This window comes from Streptomyces sp. NPDC004051, assembly GCF_053604275.1.
Window position 1 is genome coordinate 449,100 of the sequence record NZ_JBSGHG010000001.1, and the last position, 21,701, is coordinate 470,800.

The following is a 21,701-nucleotide window of genomic DNA, read 5'->3' on the forward strand; positions in this document are numbered from 1 at the left end:
CTCCAGGCCGGCCGGACCGCGCCCAAAACGGGATAGATCACCCGGGGACGGGGGCCCCTAGGCGATCTCTCCCGCATCGGGGTCGCAATGCACCTGACCGTCGATGCGACGCAGGAACGTTGGATTTACCAGGGAGGCCGATCGTGGCTGATGACGAGTACACCCCTCCGCCGGCCCCGGATGGGCTCGGGGAGCGGGGCCTGAAGCTGTGGACGGACACCCTCGAGGAGCTGGAACTCGACCCGGATGAGCTGCTGCTTCTCGAGGAGGCGGCCCGGCTGGCGGATGAGATCGACAGGATCGCCGCCGCCCTCGATGCCGGTGAGCTCATCTCGAGGGGTTCGCGTGGGCAGCCGGTCGCCAATCCGCTGATCCGGGAGATCCGGGGGCATCGTCTGGCCCTGTCGCGGCTGCTGCGGCAGTTGGGGGCGACCAGGCCGGGCGAGGAGTCCGGGGAGCGGTCGACGCCGTCGGAGCGGGGCCGTAGGGCGGCTCTGTCGCGGTGGAATGGCGGCCGTGCGGTGCCGGACAGGCAGACGTGGTCGTCGTCTCCGGCGGTGCTGGACGACTACCGGAATGCGTTCCGGGGTGATGCGTCGTGAGCCGGCGGCGGCGGAAGCCTCTGCGGCCGGATGCCGAGATGCCCGACTGGCTCGCCGTGTACCGGCCGGAGCTGTGGTCGGACGATCCGGACGACGACATCGAGCGGTACTACTTCGGCCGCTTCCGCTGGAAGGACGCTCAGCAGGAGTGGGCGGCTGGCGGCAGCCCTGAGCCGAAGATCAAAAGTCCCAGACCCGTACACGGGGGGGAGCGTCAACACGATCCCGGTACGTGAGTGACCGCGGGCAGGATCCTGCCCCTGGTCTGATTGATCTACTTTTGTCCTCAAGGGCCCGCGCCACGACGCCTTAGGAGGGCGGCGCGGTGCCAGCAATCTCGGTCGGCTCGGTTGAAGTCGACGTTCTACCTAATGCGACAGGCATCCGGCAGCGGATGCAGCGGCAACTCTTGCCCGCCGCTGAGGAGGTGGGTAACGAGCTCAGCCGGGTGATGGGCCGGTACATCACGGCGGGTATCGCGGACGCGGTGCGAGCGGGCGTGACGGCTGGCGGCCGTCAGGCTCAGGCGCCGGCCGCGAGGCAGGGCCAGTCGACCGGGTCGACGTTCGCCCGCTCGTTCAAGGGCCAGCTGCAGGCGGCTCTGGCGAACCTGCCGGAGGTTCGCCTTCGCGCGGACTCCTCGGATGCGCAGCGGGAGCTGTACGACATCCGCGCCCAGATGATGGCGCTGCGGGATGTGCGGATCGGTATCGACGTCGACGCGGCGACGGCGTCCGCGGCGATGACGCAGCTGCAGGCCCGCCTCGACCGCCTGTCGGCGTCGGACGCGGACGTGCAGATCCGGGTGGACGCCGCGGCGGCGAGCACGCAACTGGCGGCGTTCAATGCGCAGGTGTCCCGGGTCGACGGCCGCACGGCGCGGGTGGACGTCGACACGCGCTCCGGTGCGGCGAGCCTGAATCTGCTGGCCGCGTCGGCGATGGCGTTCGGGCCGGCGATCCTTCCGGTCTTGCCGGTGGTTGCCGCGGGGTTGGGTGCGATTGCTGCGGCGGGTGCTGCTGCTGCGGCGGGTGTCGGCGGTATCGCTCTGGTCGCGGTGCCTGCGTTCAAGCAGATTGGGACGGTTCTGCAGGCGCAGAAGGCCGCTCAGGACGCTGCGACGCAGTCGACGGGGCAGGGTGGCCAGGCGGCGGCGCAGGCGGCGCAGCGGTCCATGCAGATGGCGTCGGCGCAGCAGTCGTTGGCGACCGCGCACCGGAACGCGGCCCGTCAGATCCGGCAGGCGGAGCAGGGTGTCGCCGACGCGGCGAGGGATTCGGCGGAGTCCACCGAGCGGGCCGCCGACCAGGTGAAGCAGGCTAAGCAGGGTCTGGCGGATGCGGTACAGCAGGCCGCGGACCGGCAGCGGCAGTCGGCCGAGCAGATCCGCAGTGCGGAGGAGTCCCTCGCGGACGCGCAGCGGACGGCCCGGCAGGCGCAGGAAGACCTCACCGACGCCCGCAAGGACGCCGCGCGGCAACTCGAAGACCTCGAGTCCCGGCTCGCGAACGCGTCCCTGTCCGAGCGGGACGCTGTCCTGGCGGTACAGGAGGCGCAGGAGAAGCTGACTCGCATGCGGGAGGCCGGTGACGCGGTCTCGCTGCGGGACCAGCAGCGTATCCAGCTCTCCTACGACCAGGCGGTGCAGCGGCTCAAGGACCAGCAGTCCGAGACGAAGCGGTTGTCGGCGGAGAAGGAGGCTGCGGACAGGGCCGGCGTCGACGGTTCGGATCGGGTGCTGGATGCGCAGGAGCGTCTGCGGCAGGCCGAGGCAGGGGTTGCCAGGCAGCAGAAGGCGCTGTCGAAGGCGCGTGAGGATGCGGCCCGGCAGGCGGTGCGGTCGCAGCGGGACATTGCCGAAGCGCAGGAGCGCGTGGCTGAGGCGCAGAGGAACGTCACTAGGACTCAGGAGGACGGGGCCCGGTCGGTTGCGCGGGCGCAGGAGCAGTTGGCGCAGGCGCAGCAGTCGGCTGCGGACTCGATCTCATCGGCACAGCGGCAGATGGCGCAGGCGCAGCAGTCGGGCGCCGCTTCGGTCGACCAGGCGGCTCTGGCGCAGCAGAGGTATCAGGCTGAGTTGGCGAAGCTGACGCCGGCCGCGCGGGAGACGATGGCCGCGTACACCGGCCTGCGGGATGCGTTCGGCGCCTGGTCCAAGAGCCTGCAGCCCGCGGTGATGCCCATCTTCACGCGCGCCCTGAACGCCATGAAGCGGGCGCTGCCTGGTCTGACGCCGTTCGTGACCGAGGCCGCGGACGCGATCCAGGGCCTGATGGACCGGGCGTCGGCAGAGCTGAAGAAGCCGTTCTGGAAGGACTTCCGCGACGACCTGGCCGGGGCGGTGAAGCCCGCCATCGAGGGGTTCGGCGTCGCGTTCGGCAACGTGTTCAAGGGCATGGCCGGGGTGATCTCCGCCTTCCTGCCGCACATGGATTCCATCTCCGGCCGGATGCAGGACATCACCAAGAAGTTCGCCGACTGGGGCTCGAGCCTGAAGGGCTCCCCGGAGTTCGAGCGGTTCCTGTCGTACTCCTCGGAGATGGCGCCGAAGATCTGGGAGGCGCTGCGCAGCGTCTCGGGTGCGGCCCTGGCGATCGGGCAGGCGATGGCTCCGATCAGCAGCATCGTGCTCCAGGTCATCACCTGGCTGGGTGAGGGCATCCAGTGGGTCGCCGACACCGCGCCATGGGTGGTCCAGGGGATCTACGGGATCGTCGTCGCGATGAGCGCGTGGCGGCTCGGGGTGATGGCGTGGACCGCGGTGCAGAAGCTGGCGACGCTGGCGCTCAGGGCGTTCAACCTGGTCTCGAAGGCCGGCCCGTGGGGCTGGATCATCCTCGGCATCACGGCCGTCGTGCTGGCCGTCACCTACCTGTACAAGCGCTTCTCGTGGTTCCGCGAGGGCGTCCAGGTGGTGTGGGACTGGTTGAAGACGGCGTCGCTGTGGCTGTGGGAGACGGTCCTCAAGCCGGTGTTCACGTGGATCGGTGACATCGTCGTCTGGCTCTGGCAGAAGATCATCAAGCCGTACATCGGGTTCGTCATCAGCTACTGGAAGATGGTCGCCAAGGTGGCCATGTGGCTGTGGAAGAACGTCCTCGCCCCGGTGTTCCGCGGCATCGGGGAGGTCATCTCCTGGTGGTGGAAGAACATCGTTCAGCGCTACTTCCGGATGGTCCGGGGTGCGGTGAAGACGCTGGGCGAGGCGTTCCAGACGGCGTACAGCAAGGCCATCAAGCCGGCGTGGGACAAGGTCTCGTCGGTCATCAGCGCCGTGTGGGAGAAGGGCATCAAGCCCGCGTTCGGCTCGGTGAAGTCCGGCGTCCGGCTGGTCGGCGAAGCCTTCGAGGCTGCCCGGAAGGCCATCAAGAAGGCGTGGGACAAGATCTCGGGGATCGCGAAGAAGCCCGTCGAGTTCGTGGCGAACACGGTCTACAACAAGGGCATCCGGAAGGTGTGGGGGTACGTCACCAAGGCGTTCGGCGGTGACCCGCTGCCGGAGTTCACCGGCTTCGCCTCGGGTGGCGTACTGCCCGGCTACACGCCGGGCCGGGACGTGCACCGGTTCGTGTCGCCGACGGGCGGCGGCCTCGAGCTCAGTGGCGGTGAGGCCATCATGCGGCCGGAGTTCACGCGCGCTGTCGGCTCCGGGTTCGTCCACTCGATGAACGCGATCGCCAGGACGGGCGGCGCGCAGGGCGTGAAGGCTGCTCTGGCTCCGATGCTGGGCGGGAACCCGTCGATGCCGACGGACCGCAGCCTCAAGTACTCCTCGGGCGGTGTGGTGCAGCGGTTCGCCGATGGCGGCATCTTCGGCTGGATCAAGTCCGCGGCGAAGGCCGGGCTGGGCGCCGGCTCGGCGGCGTGGAACAAGGTGAAGGAGGCGGCGTCGTGGCTGACGGACGGTCTCGAGGCGTCGGCGCGGGCGGGCATGAAGAACGTGGTCGACCCGCTGCTGAAGCGGTTCCCGGGCATGGATACCGGCTTCGGGAAGCTGATTCGCCGTATCCCCGGCAAGGTCATTGACCGGCTGTTCGGCTACAGCAAGGAGGCAGACAAGCGGGGCGCCGGAGGTATCGGCGGGCCGCGGATCCAGGCTGGTCTGAAGTGGGCGAAGACGCAGCACGGCAAGCCGTACCAGTGGGGCGGCAACGGCAACCCCAGCTGGGACTGCAGCGGGTTCGTCTCGGCGATCGAGTCGGTGATCCGAGGCCAGAAGCCGCACCGTAGGTGGGCGACGGGCGCCTTCTCCGGCCGGACCGCTCCACCCGGCTGGGTCAAGAACGGCAACAGCCCGTACCGCATCGGCATCACCAACGCCGGCGTGGGCCACACGTCGGGCACCCTCGGCAAGACCAACGTGGAGAGCCGGGGCGGAGACGGTGTGGTCGTCGGCTCCCGGGCCCGCTCGTACAAGAGCAGCCTGTACACCGACTGGTACGGCTTCCAGCCCGGCAAGTACGACCAGGGCGGCATGCTGCAGCCGGGGTTCAACCTCGCCTACAACGGCACCGGCCGGCCGGAGCCTGTCCTGACCGGGGCACAGTTCAACGCGCTCGCCCGCGGCAGCCAGCAGCAGCCGGTGGTTGTCGAGCTCCACGCCCGTGAGGGCGAGTTGGGCCAGTTCATCGACGTGCGGGTGCAGGACCATCAGCAGCAGCTCATCCAGGTGCTGAACGCGTCCTGACGGGCCGTCAAGGAAGGTGGGTGATAGCTGGGCATTCCGGGTGCTCGACGGGGTGCTCAGCTACTGCTCACGGGTGCTCGACCGCAGGTCAGGGCTGCTCAGTCAACTGCTCAACGACTGCTCAACGGAATCTCTGAGCAGTGCTTGAGCACCTCCTTGAGCGGCTGTGACCTGCGGTCGAGCAGTGCTGAGCAGTGCTTGAGCAGTAGCCCATACCGGGGCAAGCCGGGTGCTACGGAAGGTGCTACGCCCCTGCTAACTGATCATGCGTAGCAGTCGGCGTAGCACTTCCCGTAGCGGCTGCGACCAGGGGCTTAGTAGTCGAGTAGCAGCGCTGTAGCACCTCGCATACCGGGGCATTTCAGTCGGACAGACGTTGGACATGATCAAGGGATGCGCAGGTCGCAGGTTGGACAGAGGTTGGACAGTCGAGGACAGAACCATGATCATCTGTCCAGGGTTGTCCAACCTCTGTCCAACCTCCCCGACGCCGTGACCTGCGGTTGTCCAGGACTGTCAGAGGCCTGTCCAGGGTGCATACCGGGGCGAACCCACCGTGACGACGACCGTGATTCCACCGGTACGCACCGGTACGACGTCACGGTGCCGGGCCCGAGAATCACGGTCCCTCACGGACGAATCACGGTGATATACCGGTCAAACCACCCTGCCAGAACCTTGCCCCGACCCTGCCGCGCCGCAGGTCGACCCTGCCCCCGACCCTGCCAGAGAGCGGCAGGGTCGTCGTCGACCCTGCCCGGCCGGGGCAGGGTCCCGGCAGGGTTCTGGCAGGGTCCGTCCTGCGGAAACGCAGGGTCGGGGCAGGGTCCTTACGGCCGGTCGGCGAACGGCACGAGCCGGTGAGCGGCGATGCAGGGCGGGCAGGCGTACTGCACGCCACCCGGCCCGGAGCCCTGCTCGATGACGTCGATGAGCCGGACGTCGGCGGCGAAGCGCTCATGCCAGCTGCAGAAGCCGTAGCCCGTGGGGGTGCCCGCGGCAGTCTCGGTCTGCGTACTCTCGTCCATGTCGACTCCTCACCAGTCGTCCACACCCCCGGGCCCGGCCAGGCTGCGGGGGCCTTCCGTTTCCGCAGCGTAGGCCCACCTGTCAGGTGTTGTCAGGTGACGTCACCCAACGAGAAGCATCGACGTATGACTCCTACGGTCGATACATGACCGTAGATCTCGACGGGCCCGAACCCCTGTATGAGCAGATCGCCGCGGTCCTCGCTGCCCGGATCGCCGACGGCACCTACCCGCCCCGCCGGCGCATCCCGTCCGAGGCGGGGATCGTCGAGGAGTTCGGCGTGTCCCGGCCGACCGCGCGGGCCGCGGTGCGGCTGCTCATCGAACGGGGCCTGGTCGTCACCGTGCGCGGCAAGGGCTCCTACGTGACCGACGCACCCCAGCCGTGAGAGCCCGCTCGGAAGCGCGTCCCGCCCTTACAGGAAGCGGGTCCTCGAGGGGTACGCACTGGCCCGGACCCCTTGGGCGTAAAGGGTTGTGCAGTCCTCGAGCGGGCCCGGGAAACGGCCGGGGGGAGATGTGGAAGACGCTGCGGGAACACCCGCCGCGGAGGCCCTTCACTTGGATCGCACGCTGCGCGAACACCGCCCGCAGAGGGGTCGAGCACTTGCGATGCGACCTGCGATCCAACCCCCTCGAGGAGAGGGGGGGAGATCGGTAACACGCTGCGGGAACACCCCCTCCCCGACCCCCACGCGGGGAGGGGGGTTAATGGGATTCGACCAGCGGTTCCGCACACCAAAACGCCCCCCTCCGGAGAGGGGGGCGTTAGGGAAACGACGTGCCGTTACGCGGTGGCGCGGGCGGCGCGCTGCCGGTCGTTCGCACCGGCCTTGCACTCCCGGCACTGCCTGGTGCCGTCCGCGGTGAAACTCACCCGCTCCAAGTCCTTCAGGCAGTGCCCCTTCGAGCACTCCGTCGACGTCGGATCCGACGCGACACCGTCCTTGCGGACCCCGCCCGAGTAGCGCGGCGGCGGCCACCCGGAGCACGACCGCCAGCTACCCCCGCCGGCCTGCTCCAGCTCGCCCCGCAACTGGCCGACCACCCGGCAGGCTTCCTGAAGCTCGGTCAGAGCCTCATCCCGCTGCAGGCACGCCTCAGCCTTCCGGGCCTCGTTCCGGGCGATACGCGCCGGGTCGGTCGTCGCAGCACCCCGCGGCTTCATCGAAGCCACCTTCTGGTGCAGCTTCCGCCACCGCTCCGACGCGGCCGTCATCCGCTCGTGCGCCGTCTCCAGCTCCGCCGCGATCATCGCCAGCACCGGATCCCCGGACGCGTAGCGGTGCTCGTTGAAGCCGTCGAGCAGGCTGTACCCCGGGCTGTTCACGTCGAACACGAACGAGTGCTGGGTCGAGTGCAGGGCCTGACGCTCCCAGATCCTGCGCTGCGCCATCTTCATCAGCAGGCCGTAGGGCTTCTCCACCGGCTTGCCCTTGCGCATGTACTCCAGCAGGGAGATGAACGCGTCCTGGGCGAAGTCCTCGGCCTGACTGGCGAGACTCGACGGCAGATGCCACCTGACCCACGCGGTGAGCCGACGGGAGTACTCGTTGTAGATCTCGTTGAACTGCTCCTCGACGGCGCTCACAGCGCGTCCCCCCTCATGCGGAGTGCTTCGGCGGCGACCTTCTCCAGCCGGGCGGCGGCCGTGCGCAGCGCGCCGGCCACCCCCGTGATCTCCTCGGCCTCGAAGTCGCCGTACAGGTCGACCTCGACCGCCACCCGCGGCACCAGCTCGACGAACGGCGCCCACGAGATCCGCGCGGTCAGCACCGGCATCAGCCCGTAGGACTCCGTGTCGACGGCCGCCTTCACCCGCACGCTGTTGTGCGTGATGTCGTTCCGGCCGATGACCGCGCCGGCCTGCCAGCCGTGGCCGATGCACCAGGCCGGGCAGTCGAACGTGACCGGGCCGGAGTCGAGCGTGTCCAGGGTGACCGTGCGGACCGCCTCGAACGGCAGCGGCGACCCGTTCACGCCGACCGCCCACCGCGGACGCGGCGCAGGGCCTCGTCCATGTCCGGGTCGGAGTCGTCGTCGGCGGGGCAGGCCGGGGTGCAGGCGAACAGCTGGACGCCGTCGCGGGTGCCGACCGGCTTCATCGGGGTGTCCATGCGGCCGCAGTGGATGCAGGCGAGACCGTCGGCCTGCTCCGGGGTGAGGGCGGCCTGCACGACGTCCCCCGGGCCGCCCTCGTCGGAGCGGGAGGTGACGAGCGGGGCCGGCATCGGCGCCACCTTCACCCCGAGCGCCTGGGCGAGGAGGTAGCGGGCGACCGTGTCGCGCTCCAGCTCGGACCGGCCGGCGGGCAGCGACAGGATCAGCTCACCCGTCTTCCGCTCGACGACCGCGCCGAAGAACTCCCGGTCGGTGATGTCGGAGTCGAAGAGGGTGACGCCCAGCTCGTTCATGAGCACGGGCAGCGGGGCGTCCATCAGGCGGTCGACGGACGGGATGGGCATGGCAGACTTGGCCATAGCGGTTCTCCTGTAGTCGCAGGTGATCCGTCAGGCCCCTTCACGGTGTTGCGAGCACCGGGTTGGGGCCGACTTGTAGGTACGAAGCTAGCCCCGTTGTACCTACAAAGCAAGCCCGTTGCGGAAGAATCTTGTACCCACGAGTCTCTGGCCGTTCGTACACACAAGGCTGTAACCTCGGGCCATGACCCCCGAGACGGAAACCGAGTACGACCCGGCGCGAAACTTCCGCGTGCCCGACAGCGAATGGACGCCCTTCGAGGCCGCGACGCGCGCCATCTACCCCGAAGGTCGCAGCCCGCGCGGCAAGGTGCTGCGGGAGTTCATGCGCTGGTACATGAGGCGCCCCGGCGCCAAGCTCCCCGAGCGACCGCCGGCCGGAGCGTGGTCGACCCAGAGTGACGGCGACGGGCAGTCCGCAAAGAGTCCGCAAGACCCTCAGGCGTGATCGGGCACGACTGGGCACGACTAGCAGCATTACCGCAGGTCAGAGCCCAATCGGGCCGAATTCCCCAGGTGGATCAAGCACTGTCAGAGTTCGAGCTGTACTTCGACGTGTGATCCACCGGCGCGCACGCGTCACCGCTGTTCGGCGCCCCTGTTCCCGCTTGCGGGAGCAGGGGCGTCTCGCGTGTCCGGAACGTGCTTTCCTCGGCGGGCCCGGAGAGGGATGATGGAAAACTGACACTGCTGTTCGAGAGAGGTTCACGGGGATGCCCGAAAGGGACGACGAGGAGCGCGAGTTCGACATCAAGTGGGCGGACGGGGCCGAGCACAAGGAGCCGTCGGCCCGTGCCCGGATGCTCGCCGCGCGCTGGAAGGACAACCCGCCCGGCCCGGTCCCGTTCCGCGGCGAGCCGGAGCACCGGGGGTCCCGGCGGTCGTCGCCCCGGGGATCGTCGTCCTGGGTGTCCACGGCCGTGGTCCTCGGCTGCGTGGCCGCGGTGATCGTCTTCCTCGGCTACATCAACTTCCGCCCGTACTGATCACAGGTCCGGGCGCCCCACGAGGAGCACCCGGACCCGGTATCGCTTCAGCGGTTGTGGCGCATGAGGGAGCGGACCATGTGGCAGGTCGTGCGGGACGGCGGGTGTATGCCGATCAGTTCCGCCGTGCCGCGTATCGTCTCGTCGGACGCCTGGTCGGGCAGGTAGACGCCGGAGTCGAGCAGGGCGATGGCCAGCCGCATCGCCTTGAGCCGGCGGTTGTGCGCGACGTACCACTCTCGCGGGCGGCCCGGCGGCAGCGGCCGCTTCGCGACGGGCGCGCAGGGCGTTTCGAGCAGGACGGGACGCTTCGCGGTGGACTGGGTGGGCAGGGGCTTCGGCTTCAGTGCGGCGGCGGGCACGGCATCCTCCTGTCGCGGTCAGGGTGCCCACCGAGATCCACGCCGATCCCGGCAACACCCTCGAACACTGCCTCCAGTTTACTGCCCGGCACTGACATCCGGGGCCCCGGAAAGGTCGAAGAACGCCCAGGTGGGGAAGGGGTTCCGGCCGTGGAACGCCTGGTTCGGAAGGTGCCTCCGAGGTGGCGGGGAATTCGAACAACGGCTTGGTGGGGGGCGGCGGGGCGTACGGTGAGCGGCATGGAGATCTGGATCAATCCGGCCTGTTCCAAATGCCGCAGCGCCCTCACCCTGCTGGACGCCGAGGGCGCCGACTACACCGTCCGCCGGTATCTGGAGGAGGCGCCGAGTCGGGGCGAGATCCGTGAGGTGCTGGAGCGGCTGGGGCTGGAGCCGTGGGACATCACCCGTACCGGGGAGGCGGCCGCCGGGGAACTCGGGCTCGAGGAGTGGTCGCGGGACGCCGGCTCACGGGAGCGCTGGATCGCGGCGCTCACCGAGCACCCCGAGCTGATCCAGCGCCCGATCATCACGGCCGAGGACGGCACGGCGGTCGTGGCCCGCAGCGAGGAGGCGGTACGGGACGCCCTGTCCCGGCGGGCGCCGGACGCCTGACACCCGAGGCGGACGGCGTGTGACGCAGGCCACTCCGGGGAGTCCGTCGGACCGCTGAGTAACTTCGTTCGGCATCTCGTACATAGCGGCGTACGTTCCCCTACCGCTTCAGGAGGCGCGCATGTCGCGCAGGAGAACTCTCGGCCCCAAGAAGAAGCTCGCGTTGCTGCTGAGCGCCGCGACGGTGGCCGGTGGCGGCGCCTTCGTCATGGCGACCACGTCGAACGCCTCCCAGACCGCGGCGCCCACCACCAAGTCGGCGGCCGACTCGACGGTCTGCCAGGGTCTCGCCACGGCGCTCGGCAACAACCAGAAGTTCATCGAGGGCCAACGGGCCGATCCCGATGCGCAGTCCGAGGCGCGGATCGCCAACCGCGAAGCGGTCATCGCGGAGATCGAGCTCAAGCAGAGGGCGTCCGGGTGCACGGTTGGGGAGTCGGCTCAGGACTCCCAGCCCGCACAGCCCGCCCCCGGTGAGCAGGCCGGCGGCGAGCAGGCCGGCGGTGGCGACGACGCCGCGCAGAACCCGGGCGGCGGCGGCGCGGCGGCCTCCGGCGAGCAGGTGTGCAACGGCTCCACGGTCACCCTCTCCGGTGAGGCTGGCGCCCCTGCGGCGTCCAGCAACCAGTTCCCGGCCGGGACCAAGCTGAAGGTCACCAACCTGGACAACAACAAGTCCACGACGGTGGAGGTCACCGGGGTGTCCGGCAGCTGCGCCCTGCTCAACGACGCGGCCTTCGAACAGGTCCGGGAGCCCGGCAAGTTCCTGATCCGCCGGGCGCTCATCGAGAAGGTGGGCTGACCCCGGGTCGCCACGGGCCCCCGGGGGCGATGACCCGGTTCGAGGGGCGGGGCGCACCACGGTGCCGTCCCGGTCCGGGTCGCCGCCCCGGGGTGTGACGGGAGCCCTTCCCCGCTCGGCCGCCGTCGAGAGCGGGGAAGGGCTCCCTGCGTCCGGGCCTGTTCCCGGCCTGTGTCCGGGGAGGAGCGGGAAGCCCGCCCCGCGCGGTCCACACGGTCCACGTGGTGAACCGGGGCTCCTGCCAAGGGCCTTGGTCTGCTTCAATGGGGGCATGGACGGTTTCCGGGTGCTCCTCACGACAGGTCGCCAGGACCTCGAGCCCTTCTGGCCCTCCCGTCAGCACGACGACTTCGACCGCGAGTGTTGCCGCGCGACGACCGCGCCGGCCCTCTGACGCCGTACTTCCCGGCCTTCCGCCGGCGCGAACCGCGTACGTCCTCGACCGGCCCGACCACGAGCTCGTGGCGGTCGAGTCCTCTCGACGAACCCTTCGCGCGAAAGAGCTGACCCCTCATGGCGACCACTCGTTCCCTCTCCCCCGTGAACCCCGCGAACGCCGCGAACCCCGCGCGCTCCGCGCACGCTGCGAACTCCGTGACGCCCGTTCCCTCCTCGTCCACCGTCCCGGCCGACGGCCGTCCCCGTCACCGGCTGCGGGCCGTCGCCCCGGACGAGGTCGTCACGGTCGCGGACCTGCTCCCTCCGGGGGCCACCTGGCTGCCCGCACCGCAGCACACCCTGCCCGTCCTGCCCGGGCGCCCGCCCATGGTCGGCTACCTGGTGCTGGTCCCCGCCGACCAGCAGCCGCCGTTCCCGGTGGCGGTACCGGACGCCGGCCCGTCGTCCGCGCCCGCCGCGCCCTCCGAAGCCGACGGGGCCGACGGGGCCGACGGGGCAGTCCGTGTCGACACCGTGCGGCGCACCGCCGAGGTGGACGGGCGGCAACTCGACCTCACCTACCTGGAGTTCGAGCTGCTCGCCCATCTGGTGGCGCACCCGGGCCGGGTGCACACCCGCGACCACCTGGTCGCCACCGTGTGGGGCTACGGCCATGTGGGAGACGGCCGCACCGTCGACGTCCACGTCGCCCGGCTGCGCCGCAAGCTGGGCGCCGAGCACCGGGGCAGGATCCAGACCGTGCGCCGGGTCGGCTACAAGTACACGCCCTGAGGGCGGCTGTCCCTGTCCTGCTCTGCCCTCGGCAGATCCCTGTTCCCCCGGCCCGCCCGGCCCGGCAGAGTCGGACGGTATGAGGCTTCTGGTGCTGGGCGGTACGGAGTTCGCGGGACGGGCCGTGGTGGAGGCGGCGCTCGGGCGGGGCTGGGAGGTGACCGTCTTCCACCGGGGGCGGCACGCGGCCCCGCCGGGCGTCCGGTCGCTGCTGGGCGACCGGACCGCCGGCCGCTTCGTCGACGGGTTGGCCGCCCTGGACGAGGCGGCCGGCGAGTGGGACGTCGTGGTCGACACCTGGTCGGCCGCCCCGCGCGCGGTCCGGGACACGGCGCGGCTGCTGCGGGGCCGCGCCGGGCGGTACGTGTACGTGTCGAGCTGCTCGGTGTACGAGTGGCCCGCGCCCACCGGGCACACCGAGCAGGCCCCGGTGGTGGCGGGCGCCCGCGCGGACGCCGACCGCACCGCGTACCCGCAGGACAAGCGGGGCGGCGAACTGGCCGCCGTGGACGCCTTCGGCGCGGACCGGTCGGTGCTGGTGCGGGCGGGGCTGATCCTCGGGCCGTACGAGAACGTCGGCCGGCTGCCCTGGTGGCTGAACCGGATGGCACGCGGCGGCCCGGTCCTCGCTCCGGGTCCGCGTGACCTGCCCGTCCAGTACGTCGACGTCCGCGACCTCGCCGAGTGGATCCTCGGGGCGGCCGAGCAGGAGTTGAGCGGGCCGTACAACCTGAGGGGCCCGCAGGGGCACGCCACGATCGGCGCGCTGCTGGAGGCGTGCGCGGAGGTGACCGGGGGCGCCGCCGAACTGCGCTGGACCGAGCCGGAGGCGATTCTTCAGGCCGGCATCGAACCGTGGACGCAGCTGCCGGTGTGGGTGCCGCCGGACAGCGAGGCGCACGGCGCCCTGCACCGAGCGGACGTCTCCCGGGCGGTCGCGACGGGGCTGCGCTGCCGTCCCGTCGCCGAGACCGTGGCCGACACCTGGCGCTGGCTGCGCGCCATCGGCGGAACGGCGCCCCGGCGTCCGGACCGGACGTTCAGGGGGCTCGACCCGGAGGTGGAGGCGAAGGTACTCGCGGCGGAGGAAGGCCGGGGCGAGCCGTAGGACGAGCCGTGGGCCCGGCCGGGTGTACTTAGCACCACCCCATGACCGGGGGTTCGGGCCAGTGACCCGGGCGCCGGTGCCCGGACAGACTGCCGGCATGAGCATCGACACGAGAAACGGCACGACAGACGGCACGGGAAGCAGCACCAGACATACGAAGGGCCTGGCGAAGGGCGCACTGCGGGGGGTGGGGCTGGGGCTGGTGTCGCTCCCGCTGTCAGCGCTGTGCTTCACCCTGACCCTGCTGTCGATCGCGCTGATTCCCCTCGGGATCGGCGTCGTCACGACACCGTACGTGCTGACCCGGGTGCGCACCTACGCGAACTGGCGGCGGGTGCTGGCCGCCGAGTGGGGCGGGGTGCGCATCCCGCCCGCGTACCGTCCGCTGCCCGAGGACGCCGACCCGTGGGCGCGCACGGTCGGGATGCTGCGCGATCCGGCGACCCGGCGGGAACTGTGGTGGCTGCTGGTCGACATGTCCGCGGGGGTCGTCACCGCGCTGCTGCCGGCCACGCTGCTGCTGTACCCGCTGGAGGGGTTCGCGCTCGCGGCCGGGCTGTGGCGGGTGATGCCGGACCCGTACTGGTACGGCTTCGTCCCGGTCGGCGACCAGGCCTCCGCGCTCGGCGCCGGCGCACTGGCCCTCGGTCTGCTCTTCCTCGCCCACTTCGTCACCCCGTCGGTGCTGAGCGCCCACTACCGGCTCACCCGCGCCGTCCTCTCCCCCAGCCAGGGTGAACTGAGCGAGCGGGTCAGGGTGTTGACCGAGTCCCGGCGCGACGCCGTCGACACGTCCGCCGCCGAACTGCGGCGCATCGAACGGGATCTGCACGACGGGGCGCAGGCCCGGCTGGTCGCGATGGGCATGGACCTGGGGACCGTCGAGGCACTCCTCGACAAGGACCCGGAGCAGGCGAGGGAGTTGATCGCGCAGACCCGCAGGTCCTCGGCGGAGGCGCTGTCGGAACTGCGGGAGCTGGTGCGCGGCATCCATCCGCCGGTGCTGGCCGAGCGCGGACTGGGCGACGCGGTGCGGGCGCTGGCACTGCGGCTGCCGGTGGCCACCGAGGTGAACGTGGAGCTGTCGGGCCGGGCGGGGGCACCGGTGGAGTCGGCCGTGTACTTCGCCGTCAGTGAGGTGCTCACCAACGCGGTGAAGCACGCGGACGCCGACCGGATCTGGGTCGATCTGCACCACACCGGGGGCCATCTGCGGGTGAACGTCACCGACAACGGCAAGGGCGGCGCGGTGATCGGGGCCGGCTCGGGGCTGGCCGGGGTGGAGCGGCGGCTGGGTACATTCGACGGCGTCCTGGCCGTCAGCAGCCCCGCGGACGGTCCCACCATGGTCACCATGGAGATCCCTTGCGAGTTGTCCTAGCCGAAGACCTGTTCCTGCTGCGCGACGGACTGGTCCGGCTCCTTCGGGCCCATGACTTCGAGATCGCCGCGGCCGTGGAGTCCGGGCCCGAACTGGCCCGGGCGCTGGCCGAGTCGGAGCCGGATGTGGCCGTGGTCGACGTACGGCTGCCGCCGACGCACACCGACGAGGGGCTGCAGTGCGCGCTCGAGGCGCGACGCCGTCGACCGGGGCTGCCGGTACTGGTGCTGTCGCAGCACGTGGAGCAGTTGTACGCGCGGGAGTTGCTGGCCGACGACAGAGGCGCGGTGGGCTATCTGCTGAAGGACCGGGTGTTCGACGCGGAGCAGTTCGTGGACGCCGTACGGCGGGTGGCGGGCGGAGGCACGGTGATGGACCCGCAGGTGATCCAGCAGTTGCTGGCGCGGCGGTCGGGGGACGACCGGCCGCTGGCGCGGCTGACGCCCCGGGAGCGGGAGGTGCTGGAGCTGATGGCACAGGGGCGCTCCAACGCGGCGATCGCCGGCCGGCTGGTGGTGACGGAACGGGCCATCGCCAAGCACACCGCGAACATCTTCGCCAAACTGGGACTGGAGGTCTCGGACGACGACAACCGTCGTGTGCTGGCGGTTCTCGCCTATCTCGACCAGGGCCGGTGAAACCGGACCCGCGCTCTCACCCGACGTCCACGATCGACAACTCCTCGTGCTCCGGAGGGCGTTGAAACCAGAGTGCCGTACGAACTTCTCATCAATTTCCGTGACGGTTGAACACCCCCGGGGCGGCTCCCGTACTCAAGGGAGCCGCTCCGCTTCCGTTGGGCGATCCGATGCCCGTAAGGGGGTGCTCCTCAACCAGGTCAGAGGAGTTCCGTGACTCCACCCACCGCTGAGGCGGCGGGCTTCCAGCCCGAAGGATGCGGTCCAGCCCGAACCGATCCCTTTGCGGGGCACAGCACAAATCACCAGAGCACCGGGAAGGCCGAGAGCCCCCCTTGCGAGGAGAATGATGGGACGCAATACAAGAAAACGCCGTATGCCGTTGGCAGCCAAGGCCGTGGCCGGAACGGCGGCCTTGGCGCTCGGTGGGGGCGGGCTGGTCTGGGCGAACTTCTACGCTTCGGCCGGCGAGTCGAACCAGTCGCAGAGCCAGACCAAGGCGAGCGCGGCGCAGATCGCCACGATCGACTGCCCGGACGTCGGCCAGCAGCTCTCCGACGTGCCGGACCAGGCCCGCGGTGAGGTCGACGGCGAACTGGCCTCGATGGACCAGCAGATCACCGACGCCTACCAGCGCCTGGCCACCACGCGCCAGGCTCAGGCCGGGGACTCGCAGTACGTCCAGAACGCCATTCTGGGTCCGCTCAAGGACCGTCGTAAGGTGCTCCTCGACCGGATCAAGCTGGAGATCAGCCGCGCGGGCGGCCAGGTTCCCGGGAACCTGGACGAGCTCGCCCCCTGCTCCGGCCGTCCCGCCGACCAGCCGCTGCCGACCGACGGCCAGAACGGCGGCGGCCAGAACGGCGACGGTCAGAACGGCGACGGTCAGGACAACGGCCAGGGCGGTGACCAGGGCCAGGACAACGGCCAGGGTCAGGGCGACGGTCAGGACCAGGGCGAGGGGCAGCTGCCCAACGACAACGGCAACGGCGCCGCGGGTCCGTTCGCCGATGACTTCATCGACATCAACGACGTCCCGCCGAACTCCCGCAACCTCCCGAACGGTCTGGCCGCCAACGGCAGGTCCGGTTCCAAGGGCAGCTTCACCACCAAGTGCGGCGTCAACGAGAACAAGATCTACAACAGCGACAACATCATCGTGGCCCCCGGTGTCGCGAACGGCGCGCACCACGTGCACGACTACGTCGGCAACCAGAACAACAGCTCGCTCTCCAGCGACGACGACCTGGTCGTCGCCGAGACCAGCTGCCAGAACCAGGGCGACAAGTCCTCGTACTTCTGGCCGGTGCTGCGTGTGCAGGACGGCACCCAGGAGTTCGACGCGGCCGACCAGGGCGGTGGCGCCGAGGGCAACGTCGGCAGGATCCTGCAGGCCGAGGAGGCCCAGCTCCGGTTCGTCGGCAACAAGCGGAGCAAGGTCGTCGCGATCCCGAAGCTGATGCGCATCATCACCGGTGACGCCAAGGCGTTCACCAACGGTCTCAAGAACGCCAACACCTCGTACAGCTGCACCGGCTTCGAGGACCGGCAGTCCACGGACAAGTACGTGCTGTGCCCCGAGGGCAGCAAGCTCGTGCGCACGTCCAACTTCCAGAGCTGCTGGGACGGACAGAACACCGACAGCGCCAACCACCGCGACCACGTGGCGTTCGTCCAGGCGGACGGCAGCTGTGCGAACGGCTTCAAGGCCATCCCGCAGCTCCAGGTCCGCCTGGTGTACGACGTTCCCACCCCGACCATCGAGAACGGTCAGGTGAAGAACCCGTACGCCGTGGACAGCTTCCCGGAGCAGCTGCACAAGCCGATCACCGACCACAACGACTTCATCAACGTCATGGACGAGAGCCTGATGAACAAGGTCGTCAAGTGCATCAACAAGGGCAAGAAGTGCACGTAGTCCTCTCGGTCGCCCACTGAGACACCGGGACACCGGGAAAAGAGGAGGGCCGGTGGCGGGAATCCCGCCACCGGCCCTCCTCTCGTGTGCACCGACGTGCCCGGTGCGCCCAAAGCGTCCGGGGTGCTCTGTTCAGCCTCCGTGCCCGGCGTGGCCGGACGCGTGGGCACCGCCGCCGTGGTCCATGTTGGCGTGGTCGATGCCCTCCTCCACGTCGCCGCCGAGCCGGCCGCGCAGGTCGTCGAGCACGTTCTCCTCGCCGACGGCGACCCACTTGCGCCCGACGAGGTAGAAGCCGCCGTAGTCCTTGGCCATGTCGATCCACTCGCGCTGGCCGCGGTCGGTGGCGAAGGTGGCCAGGACGTACTGCTCCTTGCCCTTCTTGCAGATGGCCTGACGGATCGTGTCGGCGTCGGTCTGCATGTCCGGCTTGCACTTCGCCTCGGCGGCCAGGTGCTCCAGACTGCCGGTGGCCGTTTCGGGCACCTTGCTCTCGGCTCCGCCGGACCCGCAGCCCGCCAGCGCCAGTACCGCCACCGCGCCGGTCAGCGCGAGCATCTGTCGGGTCAGCCTCATCAGTTCCTCCGGTCCTTCCGGCGACATGCCGCACGGAGCCCCGGCAAAGGGCTCTCCGCCTTCGATACGGCTCCGGTGCGCGCAGTGCTCAACGCGCACGCCACCGAATCGGTCGACGCCGTCCGGACCGCCCAGTGACCTACCGGCCGGTTTGCTCGTTCTGCTGGGCGTGCAGTCACAGCATGCCGCCCAGCGCCCCCCGCACCCCTCCCCCGACGGCCCGGTCGTCGATGTCGAACAGGCCGAGGCCGCGCTCGCCGAGCACTATCCGCGGCTCGTCCGGCTCGCCTACCTGCTGCTGCCGCCGGGTACGGGCCGGAGCAGGCGGGTGCTGACCGCGCACGCCCTGGCCCAGCGCGCGCTGCCCCGCGGCCGCACCACGGCGCCGGTGATCCCCGCCCAGTCCGCCCAGTCCGCTCAAGCCGCCCAGTCCGCCCCGCCCGCCGAATCCCCGCCGTCCGCCCCGCCCCCGGGGCCGGACGGCGATCCCGGCTACGCGCTGGTCCGGCTGCAGGTGGTGCGTACGGCGCTGCGGGCCGGCGGGCCGCTCCGGCGGGCGCTGCTGTCGCCGCCGCTGCCCCGGGTGTGGGGGCTGCGACTGCACCCGCGGCCCGGTGGCGCCGACGAACTCGCCCTGGACCAGCGGCTGTCCGCCCTGCCCGGACCGGCCCGCGCCGCCTACGTGCTGCGGGGCCTCGAGCGGCTCGCGGACGACGACGTGCGCAGGGTGCTCACCGAGGCGGGGGTCGCCGACGCGACCGCCGCGCTGCGTGAGGCCGACGGGGTGCCGGCCGAGTACCGGCTGCTCGACTCCCCCGAGTTCGACCCCTGCTCGCTCCAGGCCCGGCCCACCGATCTGCTGCGCCGCCGCCGGCATCTGAAGGTCGCGCTGGCCGCGGGGGGCGCGCTCGTGGTCTGCGGCGCGCTGCTCGGGCTGCCGGGCGACGGCTGGGGGCCGGACGGCGCCGCGGCACCGTCGTACGCGCAGAACCCGGCCGCGCGGGCCGCCCTGGACCCGGCGAAGCTGGCCCGGGTCTCCTCCGCCCTCTGGAAGGTCTCCGCGCGCACCGACTTCTCCGTGTGGCCCGCCCGCGGCGACCTGACCGGTGACAGGGACCTGCTGCGCCGCGCCCTCGCCGTGTGGGCCCGGCCCGGCGAGCGGGTCCAGGTGTCGGCGACGCCGGGCACCCCGTCCGGCGGCCCGGCCGGACCGCCCCAGCTGCTGTACGCGGGGACGGTCGACAGGGCGCGCGTGGTGATCCTCCACGACGGTCTGCGCATCGCCAGGTACGCCGAGCCGGAGGGCGGCGCCCGGGGCGCCGTCCTCGACCTCGCCCGGGTCGACGGCGCGGACCGGGCCGGGGCGAGTGCGGTGGTGCTGAGCCGGGTCGACGGCAACGTCCGTTATCTGGCGGCCCCTTGGGTGAGCGAGGCCCGCTACCGGGACTTGCGCGAGCCCGACGCCGGCGCGAAGGACCTCACGCTCACCGACGGGGTCACCTCGCCGTTGGCCAGCCCGGCGCTACGGGCCGGCTCGTGCACCTCGTGGAACGTGCTGGAGCTGACCGACGGAACCCGCACCCGGCTGATGACCGACCTCGCCGAGCTGGTCCCGGCCCGGCTGACCGCGGGACGGCCCGGGGCCGCCGGCGGGGCGTCCGGCGACGGGGTGCTGCGTGCCTGGGCGCCGTTCGCGTGCTCGCTGGCCTCGGTGCGTTCGGCGGGCGTACGGAGCGTGAACGCGTGGGCGTTCGCCGAGCAGCCGCTGCCGGACGGCGCGGCAGGCCCGGCGGAGTGGGTGTGCACGCGGGCCGAGACCTGGCGGGGCGGTGGCAGCCGGGTGCTGGCGCAGTTCCACACGCCGGGCGGGCCGTCCGGGACGGTGGTGGCCAAGGCCGAGGACGTTCCGCAGTGCGGGGCGCGGAAGCCGCGGGTGCTGGCCGGGGTGCTGTGGAAGTCCCCGGCGGGCACCTGGTACCTGCTGGCCGCCGGCAGTCGCGGCACGAGGTCCGTCACCGCGACGGGCGGTGTCGAGGGCACCGCGCGGGGCAACCTGCTGACCGTCGAGGCCGAACGGGGCGCCCGGGCCGACCTTGTGGGCACCCTGAAGGACGGGGGCTCGATCACCGGCCTCGGCTGACCCGGTGATGACGCCGTCCGGTCCGGACCGTTCGAGTCCGGAATCGATCGGTAGGCTGGAGGTATGACTACCGGGGTACGTCGCAGAATGGGAGTCGAGGAGCGCCGGCAGCAGTTGATCGGCGTCGCCCTCGAACTGTTCAGCCGTCGCTCGCCCGACGAGGTCTCCATCGACGAGATCGCCTCGGCGGCCGGTATCTCGCGCCCGCTGGTCTACCACTACTTCCCGGGCAAACTCAGCCTCTACGAGGCCGCGTTGAGGCGTGCCTCGGACGATCTCGCGTCGCGGTTCGTGGAGCCGCACGAGGGCCCGTTGGGGGCCCGGCTGCTGCGCGTGATGGGCCGGTACTTCGACTTCGTCGACGAGCACGGGCCGGGTTTCTCCGCCCTGATGCGCGGCGGCCCGGCGGTCGGCTCCTCGACCACCAACGCGCTGGTCGACTCCGTGCGGCAGCGGGCGTACGAACAGATCCTGTCGCACATGGGCGCGGTGGACCCGCCCGCGCAGTTGGATCTGGTGGTGCGTTCCTGGATCTCGCTCGCCGAGTCGACGGCGCTGATCTGGCTGGACGGCCGGCGCATACCGCGGGCCGAGCTGGAGGCCCAGCTGGTCCACGACTTCGCGGCGCTCGCCGCCGTCGCCGCGGCGCACGACGAGGAGCTGAGCACGCTGCTGCGCGGTCTGCTCAAGGACGAGCCGGGTGACGGGCCGTTCGCCGACCTGGTCACCCGGCTGATCGCGCTGGCGTCCTCGTCCTGACGGTCGCCGGCCGCTGCTCCTGCTGCTCGCCCACGCCCCTACGCCCCTACGCCCCTATTCTTCGAATTTCCGGTACGAAGCGTCGAGCTCGCGTACCTCCGCGGAGGCGTGCAGCATCGTGCCGTCGAGGGACTTCACGTGCTGCCGGACCAGTTCCAGGACGGCCTCGGTGAGCCGGGCCTTGGTCTCCTCGGTCCGCCCGGGGAGCAGTCCGATGTGGACGTGCACCAGGGCGTGGCCGTCGATGTCGGGGCCGACCACGACGTCCTCGGTCCGGCGGAACCGAGTCTTGCACGCCGCCGGCCTGGCCGCCGCGATCTCCACCACGGTGGTGTGCAGGTCCCGTGCGAAGGCGGGCCGGTCGAAGTCGAAGCCGGCCTTCAGCTGATCGGAGTAGTCGACGGTGATCTGCGGCATCGGTGGGCCCTCCAGTTGCAGGTCGGAGGGCC

Annotated in this window: 22 protein-coding genes; 15 read left to right on the forward strand and 7 right to left on the reverse strand. The window is 70.9% G+C overall.

Going from position 1 to position 21,701, the window contains the following annotated elements:
• The first annotated feature begins 143 nt into the window (after positions 1 to 143).
• The 3 genes from ACWEQO_RS02080 to ACWEQO_RS02090 all read left to right on the forward strand — a co-directional run bounded on the left by ACWEQO_RS02080 (position 144) and on the right by ACWEQO_RS02090 (position 5,289).
• The gene (locus ACWEQO_RS02080; protein WP_452977857.1) at positions 144 to 602 is read left to right on the forward strand and encodes a hypothetical protein; all 459 of its coding nucleotides are present in this window, start codon (positions 144 to 146) and stop codon (positions 600 to 602) included.
• 38 nt (positions 603 to 640) lie between these two features.
• Entirely contained in the window at positions 641 to 838 is a 198-nt protein-coding gene (locus tag ACWEQO_RS02085) for a hypothetical protein (RefSeq protein ID WP_452977860.1), read from the forward strand.
• A gap of 191 nt (positions 839 to 1,029) precedes the next feature.
• Positions 1,030 to 5,289: a hypothetical protein gene (locus ACWEQO_RS02090; protein ID WP_452977862.1), complete on the forward strand. Its 4,260-nt coding sequence runs from the start codon at positions 1,030 to 1,032 to the stop codon at positions 5,287 to 5,289.
• A gap of 830 nt (positions 5,290 to 6,119) precedes the next feature.
• Here the strand turns inward: ACWEQO_RS02090 and ACWEQO_RS02095 are convergent.
• Positions 6,120 to 6,317 (reverse strand): hypothetical protein, encoded by a 198-nt coding sequence (locus ACWEQO_RS02095; protein ID WP_452977865.1) that lies wholly within the window; start codon positions 6,315 to 6,317, stop codon positions 6,120 to 6,122.
• A 146-nt stretch (positions 6,318 to 6,463) separates the two neighbouring features.
• On the opposite strand from ACWEQO_RS02095, the gene ACWEQO_RS02100 reads away from it, so the two are divergent.
• Positions 6,464 to 6,706: a GntR family transcriptional regulator gene (locus tag ACWEQO_RS02100; protein WP_452977868.1), complete on the forward strand. Its 243-nt coding sequence runs from the start codon at positions 6,464 to 6,466 to the stop codon at positions 6,704 to 6,706.
• A 398-nt stretch (positions 6,707 to 7,104) separates the two neighbouring features.
• Here ACWEQO_RS02100 and ACWEQO_RS02105 read toward each other — a convergent pair whose 3' ends face one another.
• From ACWEQO_RS02105 to ACWEQO_RS02115, 3 genes are read right to left on the reverse strand one after another with little or no spacing between them, the layout of a single operon-like run.
• A complete protein-coding gene (locus tag ACWEQO_RS02105) occupies positions 7,105 to 7,908 on the reverse strand; it encodes a hypothetical protein (protein WP_452977871.1) in 804 nt (267 codons plus the stop codon).
• Positions 7,905 to 8,297: a DUF6907 domain-containing protein gene (locus tag ACWEQO_RS02110; RefSeq protein ID WP_452977874.1), complete on the reverse strand. Its 393-nt coding sequence runs from the start codon at positions 8,295 to 8,297 to the stop codon at positions 7,905 to 7,907. Before ACWEQO_RS02110 ends, ACWEQO_RS02105 begins: the two co-directional genes overlap by 4 nt.
• Positions 8,294 to 8,797, reverse strand: coding sequence for a hypothetical protein (locus ACWEQO_RS02115; protein ID WP_452977877.1), 504 nt, complete (start codon positions 8,795 to 8,797; stop codon positions 8,294 to 8,296). The genes ACWEQO_RS02110 and ACWEQO_RS02115 overlap by 4 nt, the downstream gene beginning before the upstream one ends.
• Before the next feature lie 184 nt (positions 8,798 to 8,981).
• Here ACWEQO_RS02115 and ACWEQO_RS02120 point away from each other — a divergent pair, with 184 nt between their 5' ends.
• Together ACWEQO_RS02120 and ACWEQO_RS02125 are read left to right on the forward strand one after the other, a co-directional pair.
• Complete coding sequence (locus ACWEQO_RS02120) at positions 8,982 to 9,245, forward strand: hypothetical protein (RefSeq protein WP_452977880.1); 264 nt, start codon at positions 8,982 to 8,984, stop codon at positions 9,243 to 9,245.
• Positions 9,246 to 9,510: 265 nt separating this feature from the next.
• The gene (locus ACWEQO_RS02125) at positions 9,511 to 9,783 is read left to right on the forward strand and encodes an SCO2583/SCO2584 N-terminal domain-containing protein (protein WP_361448630.1); all 273 of its coding nucleotides are present in this window, start codon (positions 9,511 to 9,513) and stop codon (positions 9,781 to 9,783) included.
• Between the two features lie 47 nt (positions 9,784 to 9,830).
• Here ACWEQO_RS02125 and ACWEQO_RS02130 read toward each other — a convergent pair whose 3' ends face one another.
• Positions 9,831 to 10,145: a hypothetical protein gene (locus tag ACWEQO_RS02130; RefSeq protein WP_361448627.1), complete on the reverse strand. Its 315-nt coding sequence runs from the start codon at positions 10,143 to 10,145 to the stop codon at positions 9,831 to 9,833.
• A gap of 240 nt (positions 10,146 to 10,385) precedes the next feature.
• On the opposite strand from ACWEQO_RS02130, the gene ACWEQO_RS02135 reads away from it, so the two are divergent.
• The 7 genes from ACWEQO_RS02135 to ACWEQO_RS02165 all read left to right on the forward strand — a co-directional run bounded on the left by ACWEQO_RS02135 (position 10,386) and on the right by ACWEQO_RS02165 (position 17,777).
• Positions 10,386 to 10,760 carry an ArsC/Spx/MgsR family protein gene (locus ACWEQO_RS02135; RefSeq protein ID WP_452977883.1) on the forward strand — a complete coding sequence of 125 codons (375 nt, stop codon included), beginning with the start codon at positions 10,386 to 10,388 and terminating at the stop codon, positions 10,758 to 10,760.
• Positions 10,761 to 10,881: 121 nt separating this feature from the next.
• On the forward strand, positions 10,882 to 11,562 hold the full coding sequence (locus ACWEQO_RS02140; protein WP_452977886.1) for a hypothetical protein: 681 nt from the start codon (positions 10,882 to 10,884) through the stop codon (positions 11,560 to 11,562).
• Positions 11,563 to 12,075: 513 nt separating this feature from the next.
• Positions 12,076 to 12,732, forward strand: coding sequence for a winged helix-turn-helix domain-containing protein (locus tag ACWEQO_RS02145; protein ID WP_452977889.1), 657 nt, complete (start codon positions 12,076 to 12,078; stop codon positions 12,730 to 12,732).
• A 79-nt stretch (positions 12,733 to 12,811) separates the two neighbouring features.
• Entirely contained in the window at positions 12,812 to 13,840 is a 1,029-nt protein-coding gene (locus tag ACWEQO_RS02150) for an NAD-dependent epimerase/dehydratase family protein (protein WP_452977892.1), read from the forward strand.
• 97 nt (positions 13,841 to 13,937) lie between these two features.
• Positions 13,938 to 15,221, forward strand: coding sequence for a sensor domain-containing protein (locus ACWEQO_RS02155; RefSeq protein WP_452977894.1), 1,284 nt, complete (start codon positions 13,938 to 13,940; stop codon positions 15,219 to 15,221).
• On the forward strand, positions 15,206 to 15,859 hold the full coding sequence (locus tag ACWEQO_RS02160; RefSeq protein ID WP_361448612.1) for a response regulator transcription factor: 654 nt from the start codon (positions 15,206 to 15,208) through the stop codon (positions 15,857 to 15,859). The genes ACWEQO_RS02155 and ACWEQO_RS02160 overlap by 16 nt, the downstream gene beginning before the upstream one ends.
• Positions 15,860 to 16,208: 349 nt before the next feature.
• Positions 16,209 to 17,777: a DUF1996 domain-containing protein gene (locus tag ACWEQO_RS02165; RefSeq protein ID WP_452977897.1), complete on the forward strand. Its 1,569-nt coding sequence runs from the start codon at positions 16,209 to 16,211 to the stop codon at positions 17,775 to 17,777.
• Between the two features lie 132 nt (positions 17,778 to 17,909).
• Here ACWEQO_RS02165 and ACWEQO_RS02170 read toward each other — a convergent pair whose 3' ends face one another.
• Complete coding sequence (locus ACWEQO_RS02170; RefSeq protein ID WP_361448606.1) at positions 17,910 to 18,353, reverse strand: hypothetical protein; 444 nt, start codon at positions 18,351 to 18,353, stop codon at positions 17,910 to 17,912.
• Positions 18,354 to 18,522: 169 nt separating this feature from the next.
• Between ACWEQO_RS02170 and ACWEQO_RS02175 the strand changes: the two genes are divergently transcribed.
• The gene (locus tag ACWEQO_RS02175; protein ID WP_452977900.1) at positions 18,523 to 20,493 is read left to right on the forward strand and encodes a hypothetical protein; all 1,971 of its coding nucleotides are present in this window, start codon (positions 18,523 to 18,525) and stop codon (positions 20,491 to 20,493) included.
• 63 nt (positions 20,494 to 20,556) lie between these two features.
• Complete coding sequence (locus ACWEQO_RS02180; RefSeq protein WP_361448600.1) at positions 20,557 to 21,252, forward strand: TetR/AcrR family transcriptional regulator; 696 nt, start codon at positions 20,557 to 20,559, stop codon at positions 21,250 to 21,252.
• A gap of 54 nt (positions 21,253 to 21,306) precedes the next feature.
• Here the strand turns inward: ACWEQO_RS02180 and ACWEQO_RS02185 are convergent, their stop codons facing one another.
• Positions 21,307 to 21,669 (reverse strand): 5-carboxymethyl-2-hydroxymuconate Delta-isomerase, encoded by a 363-nt coding sequence (locus ACWEQO_RS02185; RefSeq protein ID WP_361448597.1) that lies wholly within the window; start codon positions 21,667 to 21,669, stop codon positions 21,307 to 21,309.
• Between the last annotated feature and the right edge of the window lie 32 nt (positions 21,670 to 21,701).